Annotated in this window: 19 protein-coding genes; 4 read left to right on the top strand and 15 right to left on the bottom strand. The window is 72.0% G+C overall.

The genetic code is table 11. The features are described from left to right. Positions 1-57: 57 nt before the first annotated feature. The 11 genes from yajC to pgsA form a co-directional block, all read right to left on the bottom strand. Complete coding sequence (gene yajC / locus DBP14_RS29525; protein ID WP_129310237.1) at positions 58-600, bottom strand: preprotein translocase subunit YajC; 543 nt, start codon at positions 598-600, stop codon at positions 58-60. A gap of 175 nt (positions 601-775) precedes the next feature. Then, a complete protein-coding gene (ruvB, locus tag DBP14_RS29520; protein WP_129310235.1) occupies positions 776-1846 on the bottom strand; it encodes a Holliday junction branch migration DNA helicase RuvB in 1071 nt (356 codons plus the stop codon). Positions 1847-1872: 26 nt separating this feature from the next. Then, positions 1873-2478: a Holliday junction branch migration protein RuvA gene (ruvA, locus tag DBP14_RS29515; RefSeq protein WP_129310234.1), complete on the bottom strand. Its 606-nt coding sequence runs from the start codon at positions 2476-2478 to the stop codon at positions 1873-1875. Next, positions 2475-3041, bottom strand: coding sequence for a crossover junction endodeoxyribonuclease RuvC (ruvC, locus tag DBP14_RS29510; RefSeq protein ID WP_129310232.1), 567 nt, complete (start codon positions 3039-3041; stop codon positions 2475-2477). The genes ruvA and ruvC overlap by 4 nt, the downstream gene beginning before the upstream one ends. Before the next feature lie 154 nt (positions 3042-3195). Continuing rightward, positions 3196-3948, bottom strand: a complete 753-nt coding sequence (locus DBP14_RS29505) for a YebC/PmpR family DNA-binding transcriptional regulator (RefSeq protein WP_129310230.1) — start codon at positions 3946-3948, stop codon at positions 3196-3198. Between the two features lie 51 nt (positions 3949-3999). Next, on the bottom strand, positions 4000-4608 hold the full coding sequence (pdxT, locus tag DBP14_RS29500; protein WP_129310228.1) for a pyridoxal 5'-phosphate synthase glutaminase subunit PdxT: 609 nt from the start codon (positions 4606-4608) through the stop codon (positions 4000-4002). A gap of 7 nt (positions 4609-4615) precedes the next feature. Then, positions 4616-5521, bottom strand: coding sequence for a pyridoxal 5'-phosphate synthase lyase subunit PdxS (gene pdxS, locus DBP14_RS29495; protein ID WP_129310226.1), 906 nt, complete (start codon positions 5519-5521; stop codon positions 4616-4618). Between the two features lie 308 nt (positions 5522-5829). After that, positions 5830-6372, bottom strand: a complete 543-nt coding sequence (locus DBP14_RS29490; RefSeq protein ID WP_129310224.1) for a hypothetical protein — start codon at positions 6370-6372, stop codon at positions 5830-5832. A 75-nt stretch (positions 6373-6447) separates the two neighbouring features. Beyond that, the gene (locus DBP14_RS29485) at positions 6448-7611 is read right to left on the bottom strand and encodes a glycosyltransferase family 4 protein (protein ID WP_129310222.1); all 1164 of its coding nucleotides are present in this window, start codon (positions 7609-7611) and stop codon (positions 6448-6450) included. Continuing rightward, positions 7608-8516, bottom strand: a complete 909-nt coding sequence (locus DBP14_RS29480; protein ID WP_129310220.1) for a phosphatidylinositol mannoside acyltransferase — start codon at positions 8514-8516, stop codon at positions 7608-7610. Before DBP14_RS29480 ends, DBP14_RS29485 begins: the two co-directional genes overlap by 4 nt. Next, a complete protein-coding gene (gene pgsA, locus DBP14_RS29475; RefSeq protein ID WP_129310218.1) occupies positions 8513-9247 on the bottom strand; it encodes a phosphatidylinositol phosphate synthase in 735 nt (244 codons plus the stop codon). Before pgsA ends, DBP14_RS29480 begins: the two co-directional genes overlap by 4 nt. 296 nt (positions 9248-9543) lie before the next feature. Between pgsA and DBP14_RS29470 the strand changes: the two genes are divergently transcribed. Beyond that, positions 9544-11745, top strand: a complete 2202-nt coding sequence (locus DBP14_RS29470) for an elongation factor G-like protein EF-G2 (protein ID WP_129310217.1) — start codon at positions 9544-9546, stop codon at positions 11743-11745. A 208-nt stretch (positions 11746-11953) separates the two neighbouring features. After that, the gene (locus DBP14_RS29465; protein WP_129310215.1) at positions 11954-13600 is read left to right on the top strand and encodes a hypothetical protein; all 1647 of its coding nucleotides are present in this window, start codon (positions 11954-11956) and stop codon (positions 13598-13600) included. A 317-nt stretch (positions 13601-13917) separates the two neighbouring features. On the opposite strand, the gene DBP14_RS29460 is transcribed toward DBP14_RS29465, so the two are convergent. Next, a complete protein-coding gene (locus DBP14_RS29460; protein ID WP_129310213.1) occupies positions 13918-14478 on the bottom strand; it encodes an HIT domain-containing protein in 561 nt (186 codons plus the stop codon). A gap of 67 nt (positions 14479-14545) precedes the next feature. Between DBP14_RS29460 and DBP14_RS29455 the strand changes: the two genes are divergently transcribed. After that, on the top strand, positions 14546-15241 hold the full coding sequence (locus tag DBP14_RS29455) for a potassium channel family protein (RefSeq protein ID WP_241741066.1): 696 nt from the start codon (positions 14546-14548) through the stop codon (positions 15239-15241). Between the two features lie 26 nt (positions 15242-15267). Here DBP14_RS29455 and thrS read toward each other — a convergent pair whose 3' ends face one another. The 3 genes from thrS to DBP14_RS29440 form a co-directional block, all read right to left on the bottom strand. Next, complete coding sequence (thrS, locus tag DBP14_RS29450; protein WP_129310209.1) at positions 15268-17244, bottom strand: threonine--tRNA ligase; 1977 nt, start codon at positions 17242-17244, stop codon at positions 15268-15270. A 99-nt stretch (positions 17245-17343) separates the two neighbouring features. Then, on the bottom strand, positions 17344-18564 hold the full coding sequence (locus DBP14_RS29445; RefSeq protein ID WP_129310207.1) for a hypothetical protein: 1221 nt from the start codon (positions 18562-18564) through the stop codon (positions 17344-17346). Continuing rightward, positions 18561-19127, bottom strand: a complete 567-nt coding sequence (locus tag DBP14_RS29440; protein ID WP_129310205.1) for a DUF4365 domain-containing protein — start codon at positions 19125-19127, stop codon at positions 18561-18563. The genes DBP14_RS29445 and DBP14_RS29440 overlap by 4 nt, the downstream gene beginning before the upstream one ends. A gap of 168 nt (positions 19128-19295) precedes the next feature. Between DBP14_RS29440 and DBP14_RS29435 the strand changes: the two genes are divergently transcribed. Then, positions 19296-20024 (top strand): 3'-5' exonuclease, encoded by a 729-nt coding sequence (locus DBP14_RS29435; RefSeq protein WP_129310203.1) that lies wholly within the window; start codon positions 19296-19298, stop codon positions 20022-20024. Positions 20025-20113: the final 89 nt, after the last annotated feature.

Here is a 20113-nt window from a genome sequence, read left to right as displayed (position 1 = left end):
GACGCACTCGGGGAACGCGGGGCGCGAGCGGGGCGCGCCGCGTCCCCCGGGGCGTGCCTACTTCGCGTCGGAGTCGCCGTCGGTCTTCTTCGGCTGTTCGTCCGCCGTGGTGTCGGCGGCCTCGGTCACGTCGGCCTTGTCGGCGTCGGCGGCCTTGTCCCCGGCCTTGTCCTCGGCGGGGTCCTTCTTACCGAAGTCGACGGGCTTGTCGTCGGAGGCGGCGGCAGCGGCGTCGGACTCGTCGGTCCCGGTGAGCGGCTCGGTGAGGGAGGAGGCGTCGTCCGGGACGAGGTCGGCGTCGGACTTCAGGTCGTGCTCGACGCCGTGGACGATGCGGTTGTACTCGTCGTCGCTAAGGACGGCGCCGATCGCGTTCTTGGCGAAGAGCAGTTCGACGCCCGGTCCGGCGTCGAGGAGGACCGTGTCCTCGCTGACCTCCTTGACCGTGGCGTACATTCCCCCGATTGTGCGCACGCCGGAGCCGGGCTGCATCTCGTTCCGCATGGAGGCGGCCTGCTGCTGCTTCCTCTTGGCGGAGCGCGTCATGAGGAACATGGCGGCGATGAGCACGATGAACGGGAGAAGGGTCAAGATATTCACAGGACGGAATTTCCTTCGCGCGACCGCGCGGTGAGCGGCCTGTTGGATGGGGGTGTGCCGGTGCCGCCCGCAAGGGCGGCATCGGCGGAGTCTAAGCGAGTCCACGCGCATGGAACAACGCTCAGCATGGCACCAGGGTTCCTGGTCCGGCCAATCCCGCGCCGTTACGAAGCCGTCACGCCCCGAACAGGTCCTGTTGTCCGTTTCCGCCGCCGGCCTGGCGGGGCGGGGTGAGGCCGAGGTGGGCCCACGCCGCGGGGGTGGCCACCCGGCCGCGCGGTGTGCGGGCGAGAAGCCCCTCGCGGACGAGGAACGGTTCGGCGACCTCCTCCACCGTCTCCCGCTCCTCCCCCACGGCGACGGCGAGGGTGGACAGGCCGACCGGGCCGCCTCCGAACAGTTTGAGCAGGGCCTCCAGCACGCCCCGGTCCAGGCGGTCGAGGCCGCGCGCGTCCACCTCGTACACGGCGAGGGCGGCGGCGGCGATCTCGCGGGTGATCACGCCGTCCGCCTTGACCTGCGCGTAGTCGCGGACCCGGCGCAGCAGGCGGTTGGCGATGCGGGGCGTGCCGCGGGAGCGGCCGGCGATCTCGGCGGCGCCGTCGGGGCGGATCTCCACGTCGAGGAGGTCGGCCGAGCGGTGCACGACGCGCTCCAGCTCGCGCGGCTCGTAGAACTCCATGTGCGCGGTGAAGCCGAAGCGGTCGCGCAGCGGGGGCGGCAGCAGGCCGGCCCGGGTGGTGGCGCCGACGAGGGTGAACGGGGGCAGTTCGAGGGGGATGGCGGTGGCGCCGGGGCCCTTGCCGACGATGACGTCGACGCGGAAGTCCTCCATCGCCATGTACAGCATCTCCTCGGCGGGCCGGGACATGCGGTGGATCTCGTCGAGGAAGAGGACCTCGCCCTCCTGGAGGGAGGAGAGGATCGCGGCGAGGTCGCCGGCGTGCTGGATGGCGGGGCCGGAGGTGATGCGGATGGGCGCGCCCATCTCGGCGGCGATGATCATCGACAGGGTGGTCTTGCCGAGGCCGGGCGCGCCGGACAGCAGCACATGGTCGGCGGTGGCACCGCGGGCGCGGGCGGCGCGCAGGACGAGGTCGAGCTGTTCGCGGACCTTCTCCTGGCCGATGAACTCACCGAGGTCCTTGGGGCGCAGGGCGGCCTCGACGGCCTGGTCCTCCCGGTCGGCGACCGAGCCCACCAGCCGCTCGGGGGCGGGAGTGCCGGTCGTGTCGTCCCAGTTCATGGAGTGTGCCTCGATCGTCGGGGGGGTCAGCGGGCGCGGTTCAGGGTCTGCAGGGCGGCCTTCAGCAGCTGCCCCACCTGCGGGGTGCCGCCGGCGGCCTCGGCCTGGGGGGCGACGGCGGTGACGGCCTCGTCGGCCTCGCGGGTGGCGTAGCCGAGGCCGATGAGCGCCGCGTGCAGCTGGTCGCGCCAGCCCTGGGTGACGGGGGCGCCGACCGCGGGGGCGCCGAGGGGTTCGCCGAGCCGGTCCTTCAGTTCCAGGAGCAGTTTCTGGGCGCCCTTCTTGCCGATGCCGGGGACGGCGGTGAGGGCCTTCTCGTCACTGGTGGCCACGGCGCGGCGCAGGGCGTCCGGCCTGTGCACGGCGAGCATCGCCTGGGCCAGGCGGGGGCCGACTCCGCTGGCCGTCTGCAGCAGCTCGAACACCTGGCGCTCGTCGTCGTCGGCGAAGCCGTACAGGGTGAGGGAGTCCTCGCGGACGACGAGGGAGGTGTGGAGTTTCGCGGGCTGTCCGAGACGGAGCGTGGACAGGGTGTCCGGGGTGCACTGGACGGCCATGCCGACGCCGCCGACCTCGACGACCGCTGCGTCGGGGGCGAGTGCGGCGACCGTGCCGCTGACGAAGGCGATCATGCCGTACGGCCTTTCGTGGGATGGGCGGTGTGCCGGGCGACGGCCTGCTGGAGGCGGTTGTGCGCCACGGCCTGCTGCAGCCGGTTCTGGGCGGTGCCGCGCCAGATGTGGCAGATGGCGAGGGCGAGGGCGTCGGCGGCGTCGGCGGGCCTGGGGGGCGCGGCGAGCCTGAGCAGCCGGGTGACCATCGCGCCGACCTGGGCCTTGTCGGCGCGGCCGCTGCCGGTGACGGCGGCCTTGACCTCGCTGGGGGTGTGCAGGGCGACCGGGATGCCCCGCCGGGCTGCGCACAGCATGGCGACGGCGCTGGCCTGGGCGGTGCCCATGACCGTGCGCACGTTGTGCTGGCTGAAGACGCGTTCCACGGCGACGAACTCGGGGCGGTGCTCGTCGAGCCAGGCGTCGAGACCCTGTTCCACGGCGAGCAGCCGGTGGCTGAGGTCGGCGTCCGCGGGCGTGCGGACGACCCCGACGCCGAGCATGGTCAGCGGCCGGCCGGCGACACCCTCGACCACTCCGACGCCGCACCGCGTCAGACCCGGGTCCACCCCCATCACCCGCACCGCTGTCCCCTCCCGTCGACCGCCTGTTCGTGCAGGCTATCGGCTGCCACTGACAACGCCCCGCAACCGTGCCCGGCACGGCGCGCGCCCGGCACGGCGACGGGCCGACGGGGTGTCCCGTCGGCCCGTGAGACCCGCGCAGCCCTCGGCCGCGTTACGCGTCGACCTTCTCCATGACCTCGTCGCTGACGTCGAAGTTGGCGAAGACGTTCTGCACGTCGTCGCTGTCCTCCAGCGCGTCGATCAGCTTGAAGATCTTCTTGGCGCCCTCCTCGTCCAGTTCGACCTGCATGGTCGGGACGAAGTTGGCCTCGGCGGAGTCGTAGTCGATCCCGGCGTCCTGGAGGGCGGTGCGGACCGCGACCATGTCGGTGGCCTCGCTGAGCACCTCGAAGCTCTCGCCGAGGTCGTTGACCTCCTCGGCGCCCGCGTCCAGGACGGCGCCGAGGACGTCGTCCTCGGTCAGCTCACCCTTGGGGACGATGACGACGCCCTTGCGGTTGAACAGGTACGACACCGAGCCCGGGTCGGCCATGGAGCCGCCGTTGCGGGTCATGGCGACGCGGACGTCGGAGGCGGCGCGGTTGCGGTTGTCGGTGAGGCACTCGATGAGCACCGCGACACCGTTCGGGCCGTAGCCCTCGTACATGATCGTCTCGTAGTCGGCGCCGCCGGCCTCGAGGCCGCCGCCGCGCTTGATCGCGGAGTCGATGTTCTTGTTCGGCACCGACTGCTTCTTGGCCTTCTGAACGGCGTCGAAGAGCGTCGGGTTGCCCTCCAGGTCGACGCCGCCCATGCGCGCGGCGACCTCGATGTTCTTGATCAGCTTCGCGAAGAGCTTGCCGCGCTTGGCATCGATCACGGCCTTCTTGTGCTTCGTCGTGGCCCATTTAGAGTGGCCGGACATCTGCCTGTCTCCTTCGCGTAACCAAACTCTGTCTCGACGCCCAGAATCCTACTAGGACTGCCGCGTCCGGTTCGCGCGCACCATGTCGACGAAGAGGCCGTGCACGCGGTGGTCGCCGGTGAGTTCCGGGTGGAACGACGTGGCGAGCGCGTTGCCCTGGCGGACCGCGACGATGTGGCCGTCGTGCTCGGCGAGCACCTCGGCCGCGGCGCCCACGGACTCCACCCAGGGGGCGCGGATGAAGACGCCCTCCACAGGACGGCCCTCGACGCCCCGGACGTCGACCGCGGCCTCGAAGGACTCGTTCTGCCGGCCGAAGGCGTTGCGGCGCACGATCATGTCGATCCCGCCGACGGTCTCCTGGCCCGAGCGCGGGTCGAGGATCTTGTCGGCGAGCATGATCATGCCGGCGCAGGTGCCGTAGACGGGCAAGCCGTCGCGCACGCGCGCGCGGAGGGGCTCCATCACGCCGAAGAGGACGGCCAGCTTGGAGATCGTCGTGGACTCGCCGCCGGGCAGCACGAGGCCGTCGACCTCGGCGAGCTCCTCGGGGCGCCTGACCGGCCTGGCCACGGCGTCGGCCGCGGCCAGGGCGACGAGGTGCTCCCGTACGTCGCCCTGGAGGGCCAGGACGCCGATGACAGGGACTTCGTTCGGCATGAGGGGACTACCAGCCGCGGTTGGCGTAGCGCTCGGCCTCGGGCAGGGTGTCGCAGTTGATGCCCACCATGGCCTCGCCGAGGTTGCGGGACGCGTCCGCGATGATCTTCGGGTCGTCGTAGAAGGTGGTGGCCTTCACGATGGCGGCGGCGCGCTTGGCCGGGTCGCCGGACTTGAAGATGCCGGAGCCGACGAAGACGCCCTCGGCGCCGAGCTGGCGCATCAGCGCGGCGTCGGCCGGGGTGGCCACGCCACCGGCGGAGAACAGCACGACCGGCAGCTTGCCGAGCTCGGCGACCTCCTTGACCAGCTCGAACGGGGCGCGCAGCTCCTTGGCGGCGGCGTAGATCTCGTTGTTGTCGCAGCCGCGGAGCTTGGCGATCTCGCCCTTGATCTGGCGCAGGTGGCGGACGGCCTCGACGACGTTGCCGGTGCCGGCCTCGCCCTTGGAGCGGATCATGGCCGCGCCCTCGGCGATGCGGCGCAGGGCCTCACCGAGGTTGGTGGCGCCGCACACGAAGGGGGTGGTGAAGGCCCACTTGTCGGAGTGGTTGACCTCGTCGGCCGGGGTGAGGACCTCGGACTCGTCGATGTAGTCGACACCGAGGGACTGCAGCACCTGGGCCTCGACGAAGTGACCGATGCGGGACTTGGCCATGACCGGGATCGAGACGGCCTCGATGATGCCCTCGATCATGTCGGGGTCGGACATGCGGGCCACGCCGCCGTCCTTGCGGATGTCGGCCGGGACCCGCTCCAGCGCCATGACGGCGACGGCGCCCGCGTCCTCGGCGATCTTCGCCTGCTCCGGCGTGACGACGTCCATGATCACGCCGCCCTTGAGCTGCTCGGCCATACCGCGCTTCACACGGGCGGTGCCGGTCTCGGGAGCCTGGAATTCGGTGGTGGACACGGGTGACCTCACTGGTGGGAAAAGAGGGTTTTCTGCACCACCGAGGAAACGCGAGAGGACCAGGCCACAGCAAGGGCCAATGACAAGCCGGTGGATCGTTTTGCGCACCGTGGCCGGTCAGGGGCACAGGCGGCGCGGGGAGGGGGACTCAAGGGGCGCGGTCAGCGGGCTCAGGCCACGTGGTCAGGGGCTCAGGCAGCAGCCCGGGTCAGAGGGCTCAGGCCGCGCCGCGCGGCCAGGCGGCCCAGGCGAGGCGGCCAGGGCGCTCAGCGGCCCGGTCAGGCGGCTCAGGCGACGCGGTCAGCGGCTCAGGTGGCGCGTTCCGCCAGGGCTGTGGGGGGCTCGTCGTCCATCTCGAAGGCCAGCGGGAACGGGGCGTGGCCGGCCAGCCGGAACCAGCGGACCTTGCGGTGCTCGCGGAGCCTGCGGGCGGCCCCCACGGCGTCGTTCAGGAAGCGGCGGGCCATGGGGACCCTGCGGACCGCCTCGGCCAGCTCACGGGCCGCCTCCTCGCCTCCCGGGGCCTCCCGGACGGACTCCACCTGGCGCGGGTCCTCGAACACCGCCCGCAGGGCCTGGCTCAGCTCGCTCTCCGCCACCTCCCGGTGCTCCTCCTCGGCCTGCCGTGCGGCGTGCGCGGCCTCGTACAGCACGATCGAGGCGGCCGGGTCGAGCACCCCGGACGTCGCCAGCTCCTGCGCCACGGAGGCCCGCCTGAGCAGCTGGGCGTCGAGCGCGGCCCGCGCGGCGTCCATCCGCACGTGCAGCCGGTCCAGCCGCCCGGCCGTCCAGCTGAGGTACACCCCGATGGCCACGAGCGCGACGAGGATCCAGATGAGGGTTGCGGTCACGGGCGGCAAGGCTACCGGGGCGGGACGGGGCGCCGGTCACGCCCTCGCCCCGTCCCGGCGGGGCGGTCCCGGCGGTCAGTCCCGGGCCAGGCCGAAGCGGGCGCACAGGCCCGGGCCCCGTTCGTCCGTGGCGACCGCCGCCGCTCCGGCGGTCACCGTCTCGTAGACCGAGAGGATGTCCGCGCCCACCGTCGACCAGTCGAACCGACGGACGTGCGCGCTGCCCCGCGCGCGCAGTTCGGCCCGCCGCGCCGGGTCCTCCAGGAGGCGTACGGCCGCGTCGGCGAGCGCGTCCGCGTCCTCGTTGGCGAAGACCTCGCCGGCCGCGCCCTGGTCGAGCACCTGGACGAACGCGTCCAGGTCGGAGGCGAGGACGGGGGCGCCCGCCGACATCGCCTCGACCAGGATGATGCCGAAGCTCTCGCCGCCGGTGTTGGGCGCCACGTACAGGTCGACGCTGCGCAGGAAGCGCGCCTTGTCCTCGTCGCTGATCATGCCGAGGAACTCCACGCGCGGGCGCAGCTCGGCGGGCAGCGAGGCGACGGCCTCCTCCTCGTCGCCGCGCCCTGCGACCAGCAGCCGGGTCCCCGGACGGGCGGCGAGGATCGTCGGCAGGGCCCGCATCAGGACGGGCAGGCCCTTGCGGGGCTCGTCGATCCGCCCCATGAAGCCGATGGTGTCGCCCTGCCAGTCGGGGTTCGGCTCGGCCTTCGCGAAGAAGTCGACGTCGACGCCGTTGGGGATGACCACCGCGTCCCCTCCGAGGTGCTCGACCAGGGTGCGGCGGGCGTACTCGCTCACCGCGATCCGCGCGCTGATCTTCTCCAGGGCCGCCTGCAGGATGGCGTAGGCGGCGATCATCGCGCGCGAGCGCGGGTTGGACGTGTGGAACGTCGCGACGATGGGCCCCTGCGCGGCCCAGCAGCTCAGCAGGCCCAGGGACGGGGAGGTCGGCTCGTGGATGTGGATCACGTCGAACTTGCCCTCGTGCAGCCAGCGGCGCACCCGCGCGGCCGACAGGAACCCGAAGTTCAGCCGGGCCACCGAGCCGTTGTACGGCACCGGGACCGCGCGTCCCGCCGAGACGACGTACGGCGGCAGCGGGGTGTCGTCGTCGGCCGGGGCGAGCACGGACACCTCGTGGCCGAGGCGGATGAAGTACTCGGCGAGGTCGCGGATGTGGAACTGGACGCCGCCGGGCACGTCCCAGGAGTACGGGCAGACGATCCCGATTCTCACGAGGGTCCCTTCGCCGGATCGAGGTCGGCGAGCCACAGCCGCTGGAGCATGTGCCAGTCCTCCGGATGGTCGGCGATCCCGGTGGCGAAGGCGTCGGCCAGCGCCTGTGTCATGACAGACGTCCGCTCGGCCCGCGTACCTGACTCGGGTACCTCGATCGGGGGATGCACGCGTCCCCGCATGACGGGTGAGTCGTCATACCAGAGGGTGACCGGCAGGAGCAGCGCGCCGGTCTGCTGGGCGAGCAGCGCCGGTCCGGCGGGCATCCGGGCGCGCTCGCCGAAGAAGTCGACCTCGACGCCGGACGCGGACAGGTCGCGGTCGGCGACGAGGCAGACCAGGCCGCCGTCGCGCAGCCGCCGGGCCAGCGTGCCGAACGCGGAGGCGCCGCTGTGCGCGAGGACCTCCATGCCGAGTCCCTCGCGGTAGGCGACGAACCGGTCGTACAGCGTCTCGGGCTTCAGGCGCTCGGCGACCGTGGTGAACGGCGTCTCCAGCGCGGTGGTGACCCAGGCGCCGGCCAGGTCCCAGTTGGCCAGGTGGGGCAGGGCGAGTATCACGCCCCGGTCGGAGGCGAGGCCGTCGGTGAGGTGGTGGACGTCCTTGGGGTCGAAGCCGGTGCGCACCCGTTCGGCGCTCCAGGCCGGCAGCCGGAAGGACTCCATCCAGTAGCGCAGGTAGGAGCGCATGCCCGCGCGCGAGAGCTCGGCGAGCCGCTCGGGGCCGGCGTCGGGCACCACGCGCGCGTAGTTCGCCTCCAGCCGCAGGACGCCCTTGCCGCGGCGTTTCCAAGCCAGGTCGGCGATGGTGGTGCCCAGCCGCACGGCGGCCGGCTCGGGAAGCTTCTTGACGGTGCTCCAGCCGAGCCCGTACAGCGTGTCGGTGAGCCGTTCGGCGGTGCTCACTTCGCCGCCTCACTCCCCCGCGACGCCTGCCCGGCCGCCCCCGGCTCTCCCCCGGCCTCCGCCTCTGCCTGCGCCTCGGCCTCCGCCTGCGCCTCGGCCTCCGCCTCCGCTTCGGCGGACTCGCGGCGCACCGTGACCACCCGCTGGACCAGCGTGACCAGGCTGCCGACGGCGACGATCCACAAGGCGATCGGCAGCAGCCACTGGATGCCCGGGACACCGAACTTGTGCAGGCCCGCGAAACCGGCCGCGACCAGCGAGATCACCAGCCGCTCGGCCCGCTCGACGAGCCCGTTGACGGCGACCGGCAGCCCGATCGACTCGCCGCGCGCCTTCGTGTACGACACCACCTGGCCGCTGGCCAGGCAGAAGATCGACACCGCGCACAGCAGGTTGTCGTCGCCCCGGCCCGCGTACCACAGGGCGAAGCCGCCGAAGATCGCTCCGTCGGCGACCCGGTCGAGCGTGGAGTCCAGGAAGGCGCCCCAGCGGCTGGACCGGCCCAGCTGACGGGCCATGTTGCCGTCGACCAGGTCGGAGAAGACGAACAGGGTGATGACGACCGTGCCCCAGAAGAACTCACCCATGGGGTAGAAGACCAGCGCGCCCGCGACCACGCCTGCCGTACCGAGGAGGGTGACCGTGTCGGGGCTGACGCCTCTGCGGATGAGGAACGAGGCGAACGGCGTGAGGACACGCGTGAAGAATGCACGCGCGTACTTGTTCAGCATGGCCTTCCCGACGGTCGGTGTCGCCGCGGCCCCTGGTGGCCACTGGCTGGCCCATCGTAGCCACGCGCGCGCGTGACCGGCCGCCGGGCACCCGAAGCCGCCGGACGGGGCGGCACACGCGGCGCTCCGCGTCCCCCGTACCCGGGCGGGGCGCGACGCGGCCGGCGTCCGTCGTATGGACGGGGCGTGACGGGAGTGGAAAGCTCGAAGGACCGCGGGCGTCGCCGGAGCCGCACCGCCGCGGAGCCAGTGCGTCCGCGCCCACAGTGACCTCACCGTGCACGGGAGGCAGGATCATGGGCGACAAGGCACAGACACACCACCCCGGGGCCGCCGGCAGGGCTCTGACGGCCGACCGGCCCGCGTCCGTACGGAATGTGGTGCTGGTCGGCCACTCCGGAGCGGGCAAGACGACCCTGGTGGAGGCGCTCGCGCTGACCGCGGGCGCGGTGAACCGGGCGGGCCGCGTGGAGGACGGCGGCACCGTCTCCGACTACGACGACATCGAGCACCGGCAGCAGCGCTCCGTACAGCTCTCCCTGGTGCCGGTCGAGTCGGACGGCATCAAGATCAACCTGCTCGACACCCCCGGATACGCCGACTTCGTCGGGGAGCTGAGGGCCGGTCTGCGCGCCGCGGACGCGGCCCTCTTCGTCGTCTCGGCCTCGGACGGTGTGGACGGCTCGACCCGCATGGTGTGGGAGGAGTGCGCGGCCGTCGGCATGCCCCGGGCGATCGTCATCACGCACCTGGAGGCGGCCCGCGCCGACTTCGAGGAGATGACCCGGATCTGCGCGGAGGCGTTCGGCGGCGACGACCCCGACGCCGTCCTCCCCCTCTACCTGCCGCTGCACGGCCCCCAGGGACCCGACGGGCACGCGCCCGTGACCGGGCTGATCGGACTGCTCTCGCAGCGCCTGTTCGACTACTCGACCGGCGAGCGCAAGGAGTCCGAACCCGGCGAGGACCAGTTGCCCGGCATCGCGGAGGCCCGCGACCGGCTCATCGAGGGGATCATCGCCGAGAGCGAGGACGAGACCCTCATGGACCGCTACCTCGGCGGCGAACAGGTCGACGTCAAGACGCTCGTCGAGGACCTGGAACGGGCCGTGGCGCGCGGCACCTTCTTCCCCGTGCTGGCCGCCGCCCCCGCCGCCGACGGCGGCCGGCAGGGCCTCGGCACCGTCGAACTGCTGGAACTGGTCACCGGCGGTTTCCCCACCCCGTTCGAGCACCCGATGCCCGGCGTCACCACCGTCGACGGCGAACGGCGCGAACTGAAGGCGTGCGACACCGACGGCCCCCTCGTCGCCGAGGTCGTCAAGACCTCCTCCGACCCCTACGTCGGCCGCATCTCCCTGGTCCGCGTCTTCTCCGGCACCCTGCGCCCCGACCAGCCGGTGCACGTCTCCGGGCACGGGCTCGCCGACCGCGGCCACGAGGACCATGACGTCGACGAGAAGACCGGCGCGCTGTCCATGGCCTTCGGCAAGCAGCAGCGCCCCGTCACCCACGCCGTCGCCGGCGACCTGGTGTGCGTGGCCAAGCTGAGCCGCGCCGAGACCGGGGACACCCTCTCCGCCAAGGACGACCCGCTGCTGATGGAGCCCTGGCAGATGCCCGACCCGCTGCTGCCGCTCGCCATCCAGGCCCACAGCAAGGCCGACGAGGACAAGCTCTCCCAGGGGCTCGGGCGGCTGGTCGCCGAGGACCCGACGATGCGCCTGGAACAGAACCAGGACACCCACCAGGTCGTCCTGTGGTGCCTGGGCGAGGCCCACGCGGACGTGGCCCTGGAACGGCTGCGCAGCCGCTACGGCGTCCAGGTCGACGTCGTACCCCACCGGGTCTCCCTCAGGGAGACGTTCGCGCACAAGGCGGCGGGCCGCGGCCGGCACGTCAAGCAGTCCGGCGGGCACGGGCAGTTCGCGATCTGCGAGATCGAGGTGGAGCCGCTGCCCGGCGGGTCCGGCATCGAGTTCGTGGACAAGGTCGTCGGCGGCGCGGTGCCCCGGCAGTTCATCCCCTCCGTGGAGAAGGGTGTGCGCGCCCAGGCCGCCAAGGGGGTCGCCGCCGGCTACCCGCTCGTGGACGTGCGGATCACCCTGCTCGATGGCAAAGCGCACTCGGTGGACTCCTCCGACGCCGCCTTCCAGACCGCGGGCGCGCTCGCCCTGCGCGAGGCGGCGGCGGACACCCGGATCCACCTGCTGGAACCGGTCGCCGAGGTGTCCGTGCTGGTGGGCGACGACTACGTCGGCGCGGTGATGAGCGACCTGTCCGGCCGGCGCGGCCGCGTGCTCGGCACCGAACAGGTGGGCTCGGGGCGCACCCTCGTACGGGCCGAGGTGCCCGAGTTCGAGATCGGCCGGTACGCCGTCGACCTGCGGTCGATCTCGCACGGCACCGCCCGCTTCAGCCGGTCCTACGCGCGGCACGAACCCATGCCGCCGCAGATCGCCGAACGGATCCGCGAACAGGCGGGCGAGAACCCGTAGCCGGGCGCGGCCTGATGTGTCCCGTGGGCGGGCGGCTTCGGCCGTCCGCCGACGGACTGTCAGCGGCTGCGGATACGCTGATCACCTGATCACGTCGTGCCGCGATGGTGCCGTACTCGTGCGACACCGGTACGACGGACCGGTCAACAGGTGTGCGGGGCGGGGAAGTCGGGAAGGCCGCAGAAGCACCGGCGGCGAGGGGGCGGGAATGTCGTTTTCAACCGAGTGGGACGGGCCGCAGGTGCCCGTCTCCGGCGACGAGGGCCAGGCGGCCACCTTCGCGCTGGCGTCGGCGGCCTACCGGGACAACGCCTTCGAGGAGATCAAGAAGGCCGACAACGAATGGCACGAGTCGACCGTCAAGCCCGGCCGGCTGAACCTGCTGAAGCCGAACCTCGGCGAGGCGTTCTCCCGCGCGGTCGCCGACCGCATGCTCGGCCCCGGCCGCAAACCGCTCATCCAGTCCTTCGGCGCCGAACCCCAGGTGGTCGTCGAGCACTGCCTGGCCGCCAACAACATCCGCCGCGAACGCGACAACCGGCTCACCGCCGTCACCGTGCTCTGCGGACTGCTCTTCCTGCCCGGCATGCTGGGCTGGCTCCTCGTCTTCCAGCTGCGCACCCTCGTCGCCAAACGCGACGACAAGCGGGCCGGGACGCTGGCCACCGCCCTGCTCCTCGGCGTCGGCGTGCTCGCCGCCCTCTTCCTGCTGAAGATGCCCTTCGGCGGGTTCTGGGGGTGGTACGCGCGCGCGGCCGTCGTCGTCCCCGTCCTCGGCTGGTTCTGGGCCAAACAGATCTGCGAACGCACCGCCGGGGACCTGCGCGCCCGCTGGGACGGCCTGCTGTCCGGCACCAGCGTCGGCGCCAAGGTCCCCGAGGCCGTGCCGCGCAGCCCCGGCGAGACCGCCGCCGAACAGCTGCGCCAGTCACTGGCCCGGCTCAGCGCCGAACAGCAGTCCAACTCCGTCTTCTACGCCGGCCCCAAGGGCATACTCGGCATGGGCACCCGCTGGGGCTCCTGGCAGCTCGCCGAGGACCTCGTGCCGGCCGCCCCCGACCGGGAGATCCACCCCTTCCGCAGCTGGGACGTCATCAAGGCGATCCACGACCAGCTGCGCATGCTGGAGCGCGGCCCGCTGAACACCGGCGGCTTCCCCCGGCCCTCCATACGGCACTGGATCGTCACACCGATCGGCGAGAACGCCAAGGCCGTGTCCCGGCCCGAGGGCACCGACGTCGACGCGTTCCAGGTCAAGACGCACGCGATACAGGACATCTGCAACAAGCAGCAGTTCGGCAGCGGCGACCGGCACTACCTGGGCGTGCAGTGGACCCTGTGGGACGGGCAGCTGGTCATCACCATGCTGATCACGGTGACCGTGCTGCACGAGACGCTCCGCATCGAGGTCACCGGTCACGCCCTCGGCCCGGTGAACCCGCTGTTCACCACCAAGCCGGAGGCGCCGACCAAGGAGGTCTCCAAGTCCCTCAAGCCCTGGGAGACCCGCACGGTCGCGCTGCCGCTGATCGGCACCGACGAGGTGGTACGGCTCGCCGCGCGCGCCCCGCTGACCTGGTACCCGCCCGCGCTGAACTGGCTCGGCGGCTCCATCGTCCTGCCCGAGCCGTTCGGGCTGCGGCACTCCTGGGCCGACCAGCCCTGGCGGCACCGCTTCATGGCCGACGACGCGCTGCGCGCGGCCACGCCGGTGCTGCGGGTGGTACACGCGGCGGCGATCCGCGTCCTCGACGAGAACGGGGTGAACACGGAGAAGTTCGGTACGCGGTCGGCGTTCCTGAGCGGGGCGGTGCAGGATCCTACGCCGCGGAAGGCGGACGTCTACGACGCGTGAGCCTCCGGCGGTTCGACCGGTTTGTTGGTGCGGGTGAGTCTGGGGGGATGCCTGGGTTCGCGTTCGACTGCGGGTGAGTGGGGGCTTGTCGCGCAGTTCCCCGCGCCCCTTTCAGGGGCGCTGCCGTGCCGTTGGCTGTGGGGTTCGCAGTGCTTGTCGCGCCCACGCGGCGGAGCCGCATGTTGACACAGCCCCGCGCCCCTTTCAGGGGCGCTGCCGTGCCGTTGGCTGTGGGGTTCGCAGTGCTTGTCGCGCCCACGCGGCGGAGCCGCATGTTGACACAGCCCCGCGCCCCTTTCAGGGGCGGTGTCGTGGGGTCAGTTGTTTGGCCAGGCGGCTGACAGCATTTCTCTGGTGTCTGCCAGGAGTTGGGGGAGGACCTTGGTGTGGCCCACCACCGGCATGAAGTTGGTGTCGCCGCCCCAGCGGGGGACGATGTGCTGGTGGAGGTGGGCGGCGATGCCGGCGCCGGCCACCGTGCCCTGGTTCATGCCGATGTTGAAGCCGTGCGCGCCGGAGGCGGTACGCAGGGCCGTCATCGCCTGCTTGGTCAGCTCGGCCAGCTCGGTGGTCTCCGGGCCCGTCAGATCGGTGTAGTCGGCCACGTGCCGGTAGGGCACGGTCATCAGGTGGCCGCCGTTGTACGGGTAGAGGTTGAGAACGGCGTAGACGTGCTCACCGCGGCGGACGATCAGACCGTCCTCGTCGGACTTGGCCGGTATCGAGCAGAAGGGGCAGCCGTCGCCGGACCCCGGGCCGCTCGGCTTGTTCTCGCCCTGGATGTAGGCCATCCGATGGGGCGTCCACAGGCGCTGGAACGCGTCCTGCGTCCCCACTCCGATCTGCTGCTCCGGCTCACGCGTCATGCAAGGCAGCATATGGCTTCGCCCGTTCGCGGCGTGTCGCCGGGGCGCGCGGAGGCCGGGCACCGGCCAAGCTTGGACGGTGGACGACGAGCCGGTGCACGAGTTCAGCCGCAAGCTGCGCTGGGAGGAACGGACGGACATCCCCCTCGCCATCGCCTCGCTGGTCTTCCTCGGCGCCTACGCCGTCCACGTCCTCGCCCACGCCCTGCCCGGGGCCGTACACGTGACGCTGCTGTCGCTGGCGTACACCTGCTGGGCGCTGTTCGCCCTGGACTACGCCGTGCGCTGGCGGCTCAGCGGCCAGGGACCCCGGTTCGTCCGGCGCCATCTGCTGGACACCGCGGTCGTCCTGCTGCCCCTGCTGCGACCGGTGCGGATCGTGCACACGTACGAGACGGTGGAGCGGCGGCACGGCCACCGGCGGCTGAGCCTGCACGCGCGCGTGATGGCCTACACGAGCCTGTCCGCGGGCCTGCTCGGCTTCGCCGGGGCGCTGTCCGTCTACCACCAGGAGCGCGGCGCGCCGCACGCGACGATCCGGACCTTCGGGGACGCCGTCTGGTGGACCTGCTCCACGCTCACCACGGTGGGCTACGGCGATGTCGCCCCGGTGACGTTCTGGGGCCGGCTGATCGCGGTGGGCCTGATGCTGTGCGGCGTCGCCCTGCTCGGCGCGGTGACGGGCTCGTTCTCGTCACTGCTGCTCCAGCGTTTCGCCCGGGGCGAGGACGGGCCGGGTCTCCCCGAGGACGGCGAAGGGCCCCCGGGGACGTGATCCCCGGGGGCCCTGGACGACGGGGGTCAGACCTGGGTCCGCTCCTCCACGACCTTCATGATCTTCGCGATGGCCTCGTCGAACGGGATGCCGTTCTCCTGCGAGCCGTCGCGGTAGCGGAAGGACACCGAGCCGTTCGACATGTCCTCGTCGCCCGCGATGACCATGAAGGGCACCTTCTGCTTCTGGGCGTTGCGGATCTTCTTCTGCATGCGGTCCGAGGAGGAGTCCACCTCGACGCGCAGGCCCTTCTTCTTCGCCGCCGAGGCGAACTTCTGGAGGTACTCCACGTGTCCGTCGCCGATCGGGATGCCGATCGCCTGCACCGGTGCCAGCCACGCCGGGAACGCGCCCGCGTAGTGCTCCAGCAGGACCGCGAAGAAGCGCTCGATGGAGCCGAACAGGGCGCGGTGGATCATGACCGGCCGCTGCTTGGCGCCGTCGGGGCCGGTGTACTCCAGGTCGAACCGCTCGGGCAGGTTGAAGTCGAGCTGGATGGTCGACATCTGCCAGGTGCGGCCGATGGCGTCCTTGGCCTGGACGGAGATCTTGGGACCGTAGAAGGCGGCGCCGCCCGGGTCCGGGACGAGGGGCAGGCCCTGCTTCTCGGCGACCTGGCGGAGGGTCTCCGTGGCCTCCTCCCAGGCGTCGTCGGAGCCGACGAACTTCTCCGGGTCCTTGGTGGACAGCTCCAGGTAGAAGTCGGTCAGGCCGTAGTCGCGCAGCAGGCCGAGGACGAAGGTGAGCGTCTTGTCCAGTTCCTCGGACATCTGCTCACGGGTGCAGTAGATGTGCGCGTCGTCCTGGGTGAAGCCGCGGGCGCGGGTCAGGCCGTGCACGACGCCCGACTTCTCGTACCGGTACACGGTCCCGAACTCGAAGAGGCGCAACGGCAGTTCGCGGTAGGAGCGGCCGCGCGCGTCGAAGATCAGGTTGTGCATCGGGCAGTTCATGGGCTTGAGGTAGTAGTCCACGCCCTCGTCGAGCTGCATGGGCGGGTACATGCCGTCGGCGTACCAGTCCAGGTGCCCGGACGTCTCGAAGAGCTTCCCCTTCGTGGCGTGCGGGGTGTAGACGAACTCGTAGCCCTCTTCCTCGTGCCGGCGGCGCGAGTAGTCCTCCATGACCCGGCGGACGATGCCGCCCTTGGGGTGGAAGACGGCGAGGCCGGAGCCGATCTGCTCGGGGATGGAGAACAGGTCGAGTTCGTTGCCGAGCTTGCGGTGGTCGCGCTTCTCGGCCTCGGCGAGGAACTCCAGGTACGCCTTCAGCTCGTCCTTGGACGGCCAGGCGGTGCCGTAGATGCGCTGGAGCATCGGGTTCTTCTCGCTGCCCCGCCAGTAGGCGGCGGCGTTGCGCATCAGCTTGAACGCCGGGATCAGGCGGGTCGAGGGCAGGTGGGGACCGCGGCAGAGGTCCTTCCAGCACAGGTCGCCCGTCTTGGCGTCCAGGTTGTCGTAGATCGTCAGCTCGCCGGCGCCGACCTCGACGTCCGCGCCGTCGTCGGAGGACGCGGAGCCCTTGAGGCCGATCAGCTCCAGCTTGTACGGCTCGTCCGCCAGTTCCTCGCGGGCGGCCTCGTCGGTGACGACGCGGCGGGCGAACTTCTGCCCGCGCTTCTGGATCTCCTGCATCTTCTTCTCGATGGCCTTGAGATCCTCGGGCGTGAACGGCTTCTCGACGTCGAAGTCGTAGTAGAAGCCGTCCTTGACGGGCGGGCCGATGCCCAGCTTGGCCTCGGGGAAGATCTCCTGCACGGCCTGCGCCATGACGTGCGCGGTGGAGTGGCGCAGGATGTTGAGGCCGTCCTCGGAGGTGATCTCGACGCCCTCGACCTCGTCACCGTCGGCGAGCGGGTACGCGAGGTCCTTCAGCTCGCCGGCCACGCGCGCGGCGATGATCGAGCGCTCGCCCGCGAAGAGGTCGGCGGCCGTAGTGCCCGTCGTCACCACGCGTTCTTCCCGCTCGGAATCGCGTTGGATGATCACACGGACGTCTGACACCGGTCTCTCCTGACTGAAGGTGGGGTGCGGCGCCATACCAGGAGCGCGCGCACAAGGGATCGTACCGACCCGGCCCGCCCGACCGCTAAACGGTTACCCTCAGTCCTCGCCCGCGCACGCCTCCTCGATGTAGTCGAGGTTCTCGTACAGGGACTTCATCAGCCGGTCCCGTTCGGCGTCGTCGACCTGTACGGGGACGACCCCGGAGGCGCCGGTGAGCCGGCGGAAGCCGCCCCGGCTCTCCAGCCGGCCGTGCACGCGCACGGGGAGGCCGACGAGGTGGGCGTGGCCGGCGACGCGGTAGTCCTCCTCGCCGAGGGTGACGCGGATGTGCGGGACCTCGGCGCCCGTGAGGACCCGGAGCCGTACGGTGCCCTCGCCGCGCGGTCCGGAGCGGCGCATGCGGACGACCGTGCCGGTGATCCGGACGGGCACGGACGGCTCCTCGCGCAGGTAGCGGACGCCGGCCGCGCGCAGCACGGGCAGGTCGCCGGGTGAGAACTCGACGGGTTCGGCGGAGGCGGCGCAGCCCTCCGGGACGCCGGCCGCGGGCGCCCAGGCGACGGCGACGCGGGCACCTTCGGTGCCCTGGACGAGGGTGGTGAGCGCCTCGGCCAGTTCGCGGCTGACGCCTGCTTCCACGGCGCTGTCGAAGGCGTCCATGGAGGCGGTGGCCCGCTGGTAGTCGATGGCCTCGCGGGCGGCGCACAGGGCCTGGTGGAGGCGGACGGCGAGCGGGCGGCCGGTGCCGACGGGCACGTAGGCGGTGAGCCGGCGGTCGTCGGCGGCCGGGCCGACGAGGACGTCGTCGAGCAGGGCGGTGGCCGTACGCCGGTGCCGGGCGCCGTGGTAGCCGGTGCGGGCGCGGGTGGCGAGGGCGGCGGCGAGGAGGAGTTGCCGGGCGGCGGTGCGCAGGTGGGCGTCGGCCGTCCAGGGCGTGGCCCCGGCGGTGCGGCCGGGGGTGTCCCGCCACCAGTGGATCTCGTCGCTGGGGACGGCGAGGGAGATCAGCACCTCGCGGGCGGCCGGGGTGTCGCTGCGGGTGAGGGCGAGCAGGGCCTCACCGAGCAGGTCGTCGCTGTCGGGGAAGGCGCGGCTCTCGGGGACGAGCAGGCTGGTGCCGGCGCCGCCCGGGCCGGGCGGGGTCCAGCGGCCGTAGCGGCCCGGCGCTCCGCCGCGCCGCTGCCAGCCGTGCCGGTGCAGGAGGGCGCCGAGGACGGCGGGGTCGACCTCGGCGGGGTCGGGGGGCTGGTGCCGGGCGAGGTCGTCGGGGTGCGGGCGGACCTGCCGCGGGAGCTCCTCGTACGGACGGCTTCTCATGGCCTGCCTCCCGTTCCGACGCGCGTCATGATCTCGCAGAGCGCCCGGTCGTCGAAGATGCGCGAGGTCGGTATCCGCACGGTGGTACGGGTCCGGCCGGTGAGGGGGTGACCGGCGAGGTTGACCCAGTAGCAGCAGTGCCTCAGGTCGAGCCGGTCGTGGCCGGCGCGCAGCCAGTCGTCCTGGGCGCGCGGGACGATCATGACGACCAGGATCTTGTGCACGGAGACCGGGGTGCGGGCCAGTTTGCGCAGGTGGTCGTTGTCCAGCGTGAAGGAGAAGGAGCGGCCCGGGGGGTTCGGCGCGATCTGGTAGGTGCATTTCAGCTGCACCTTGATGGTGACCTCGTCGTCGACGGTGTGGCCGGGCGCGCTGTGGCTGACGTGCCAGTCGATGCCGTTGTCCGGGAAGGGCTGGGACAGCGAGCAGCCGGCCGCGGCGGCGACCGCGTGCAGATAGCCGACCTGCAGTGTCTCCATGCACGCGGTCGTGGCGAGTGTGCCGCGAAGGGGGCCCGCGCGTTCGGGCAGCAGCCCGCCCCGCTCGGGCTGCGCAATGGCCATGACCAACAGCCTTCCGTGCCAAATGTTTCCCCGCTGCGGGCCGCTGAACTGCAAAGACCCGTACTCCTGTTGTGTCCTTCCGGCGTACCGCGCAAACAGCCCGGGTATCACCGAACTGGGAGAAGACGGGACGTCACCCGCCAGGGGTGAGCGAGGAGTTGGGCCGGTATGACGACGTGCTGGTACGAGGGGCCGCTGGCCGCCTTCGACACGGAGACGACGGGCGTGGACGTCGAGACCGACCGGATCGTGTCGGCCGCCGTCGTCGTCCAGGACGCGCCGGGCACCCGGCCGCGGGTGACGCGCTGGCTGGTGAACCCGGGTGTGCCGGTGCCCGCGGCGGCGACGGCGGTGCACGGGCTGACGGACGAACACCTGCAGCACCACGGGCGCTGGCCGGCGCCCGTGGTGTACGAGATAGCCGAGCAGCTGGCGGAGCACGCGGCGATGGGCCGGCCGCTGGTGGTGATGAACGCGCCCTTCGATCTGACGCTCCTGGACCGGGAGTTGCGCCGGCACCGGGCGTCCTCGCTGGACCGCTGGTTCGAGGCGACTCCGCTGCGGGTGCTGGACCCGCGCGTCCTGGACAAGCACCTGGACCGCTACCGCAAGGGCCGGCGCACACTGACGGACCTGTGCGCGCACTACGAGGTGACGCTGGAGGGCGCACATGACGCGGCGGCCGACGCGCTGGCCGCGCTGGACGTCGTACGGGCCCTGGGCCGCTGTTTCGCCGCCCGCCTGGAGCGCCTCTCCCCCGCCGAGCTGCACACGCTGCAGACGACGTGGCACGCGGCACAGGCGCGTGGCCTGCAGGCCTGGTTCGCCCGCACGGGCACGGAGGAGACGGTCTGCACGGACTGGCCACTACGCCCGGACCTGCCCGCGGCGGCGTGACGGGCGGCGAGGCGATACGGCCGGGCCCGGCGGGGTCACATGCGCCGCGGGGGCGATGCGGGCGGGCCGGTCGCGGTCACACGCCGCAG

It is taken from the genome of Streptomyces sp. L2 (assembly GCF_004124325.1).
In the GTDB taxonomy this organism is placed as follows: domain Bacteria; phylum Actinomycetota; class Actinomycetes; order Streptomycetales; family Streptomycetaceae; genus Streptomyces.
Note: the sequence above shows the minus strand (reverse complement) of the source record. Positions and strands in the feature narration are given on the sequence as shown.

Coding starts and splice junctions, on each gene's coding strand:
- ruvB (WP_129310235.1), bottom strand. CDS start 1,846: ATGAACTGGGACGACACGACCGGCACTCCCGCCCCCGAGCGGCTGGTG.
- DBP14_RS29440 (WP_129310205.1), bottom strand. CDS start 19,127: ATGGCCATTGCGCAGCCCGAGCGGGGCGGGCTGCTGCCCGAACGCGCG.
- DBP14_RS29435 (WP_129310203.1), top strand. CDS start 19,296: ATGACGACGTGCTGGTACGAGGGGCCGCTGGCCGCCTTCGACACGGAG.
- DBP14_RS29460 (WP_129310213.1), bottom strand. CDS start 14,478: ATGCTGCCTTGCATGACGCGTGAGCCGGAGCAGCAGATCGGAGTGGGG.
- pdxT (WP_129310228.1), bottom strand. CDS start 4,608: ATGCCGAACGAAGTCCCTGTCATCGGCGTCCTGGCCCTCCAGGGCGAC.
- pgsA (WP_129310218.1), bottom strand. CDS start 9,247: ATGCTGAACAAGTACGCGCGTGCATTCTTCACGCGTGTCCTCACGCCG.
- DBP14_RS29465 (WP_129310215.1), top strand. CDS start 11,954: ATGTCGTTTTCAACCGAGTGGGACGGGCCGCAGGTGCCCGTCTCCGGC.
- DBP14_RS29445 (WP_129310207.1), bottom strand. CDS start 18,564: ATGAGAAGCCGTCCGTACGAGGAGCTCCCGCGGCAGGTCCGCCCGCAC.
- DBP14_RS29470 (WP_129310217.1), top strand. CDS start 9,544: ATGGGCGACAAGGCACAGACACACCACCCCGGGGCCGCCGGCAGGGCT.
- ruvA (WP_129310234.1), bottom strand. CDS start 2,478: ATGATCGCCTTCGTCAGCGGCACGGTCGCCGCACTCGCCCCCGACGCA.
- DBP14_RS29505 (WP_129310230.1), bottom strand. CDS start 3,948: ATGTCCGGCCACTCTAAATGGGCCACGACGAAGCACAAGAAGGCCGTG.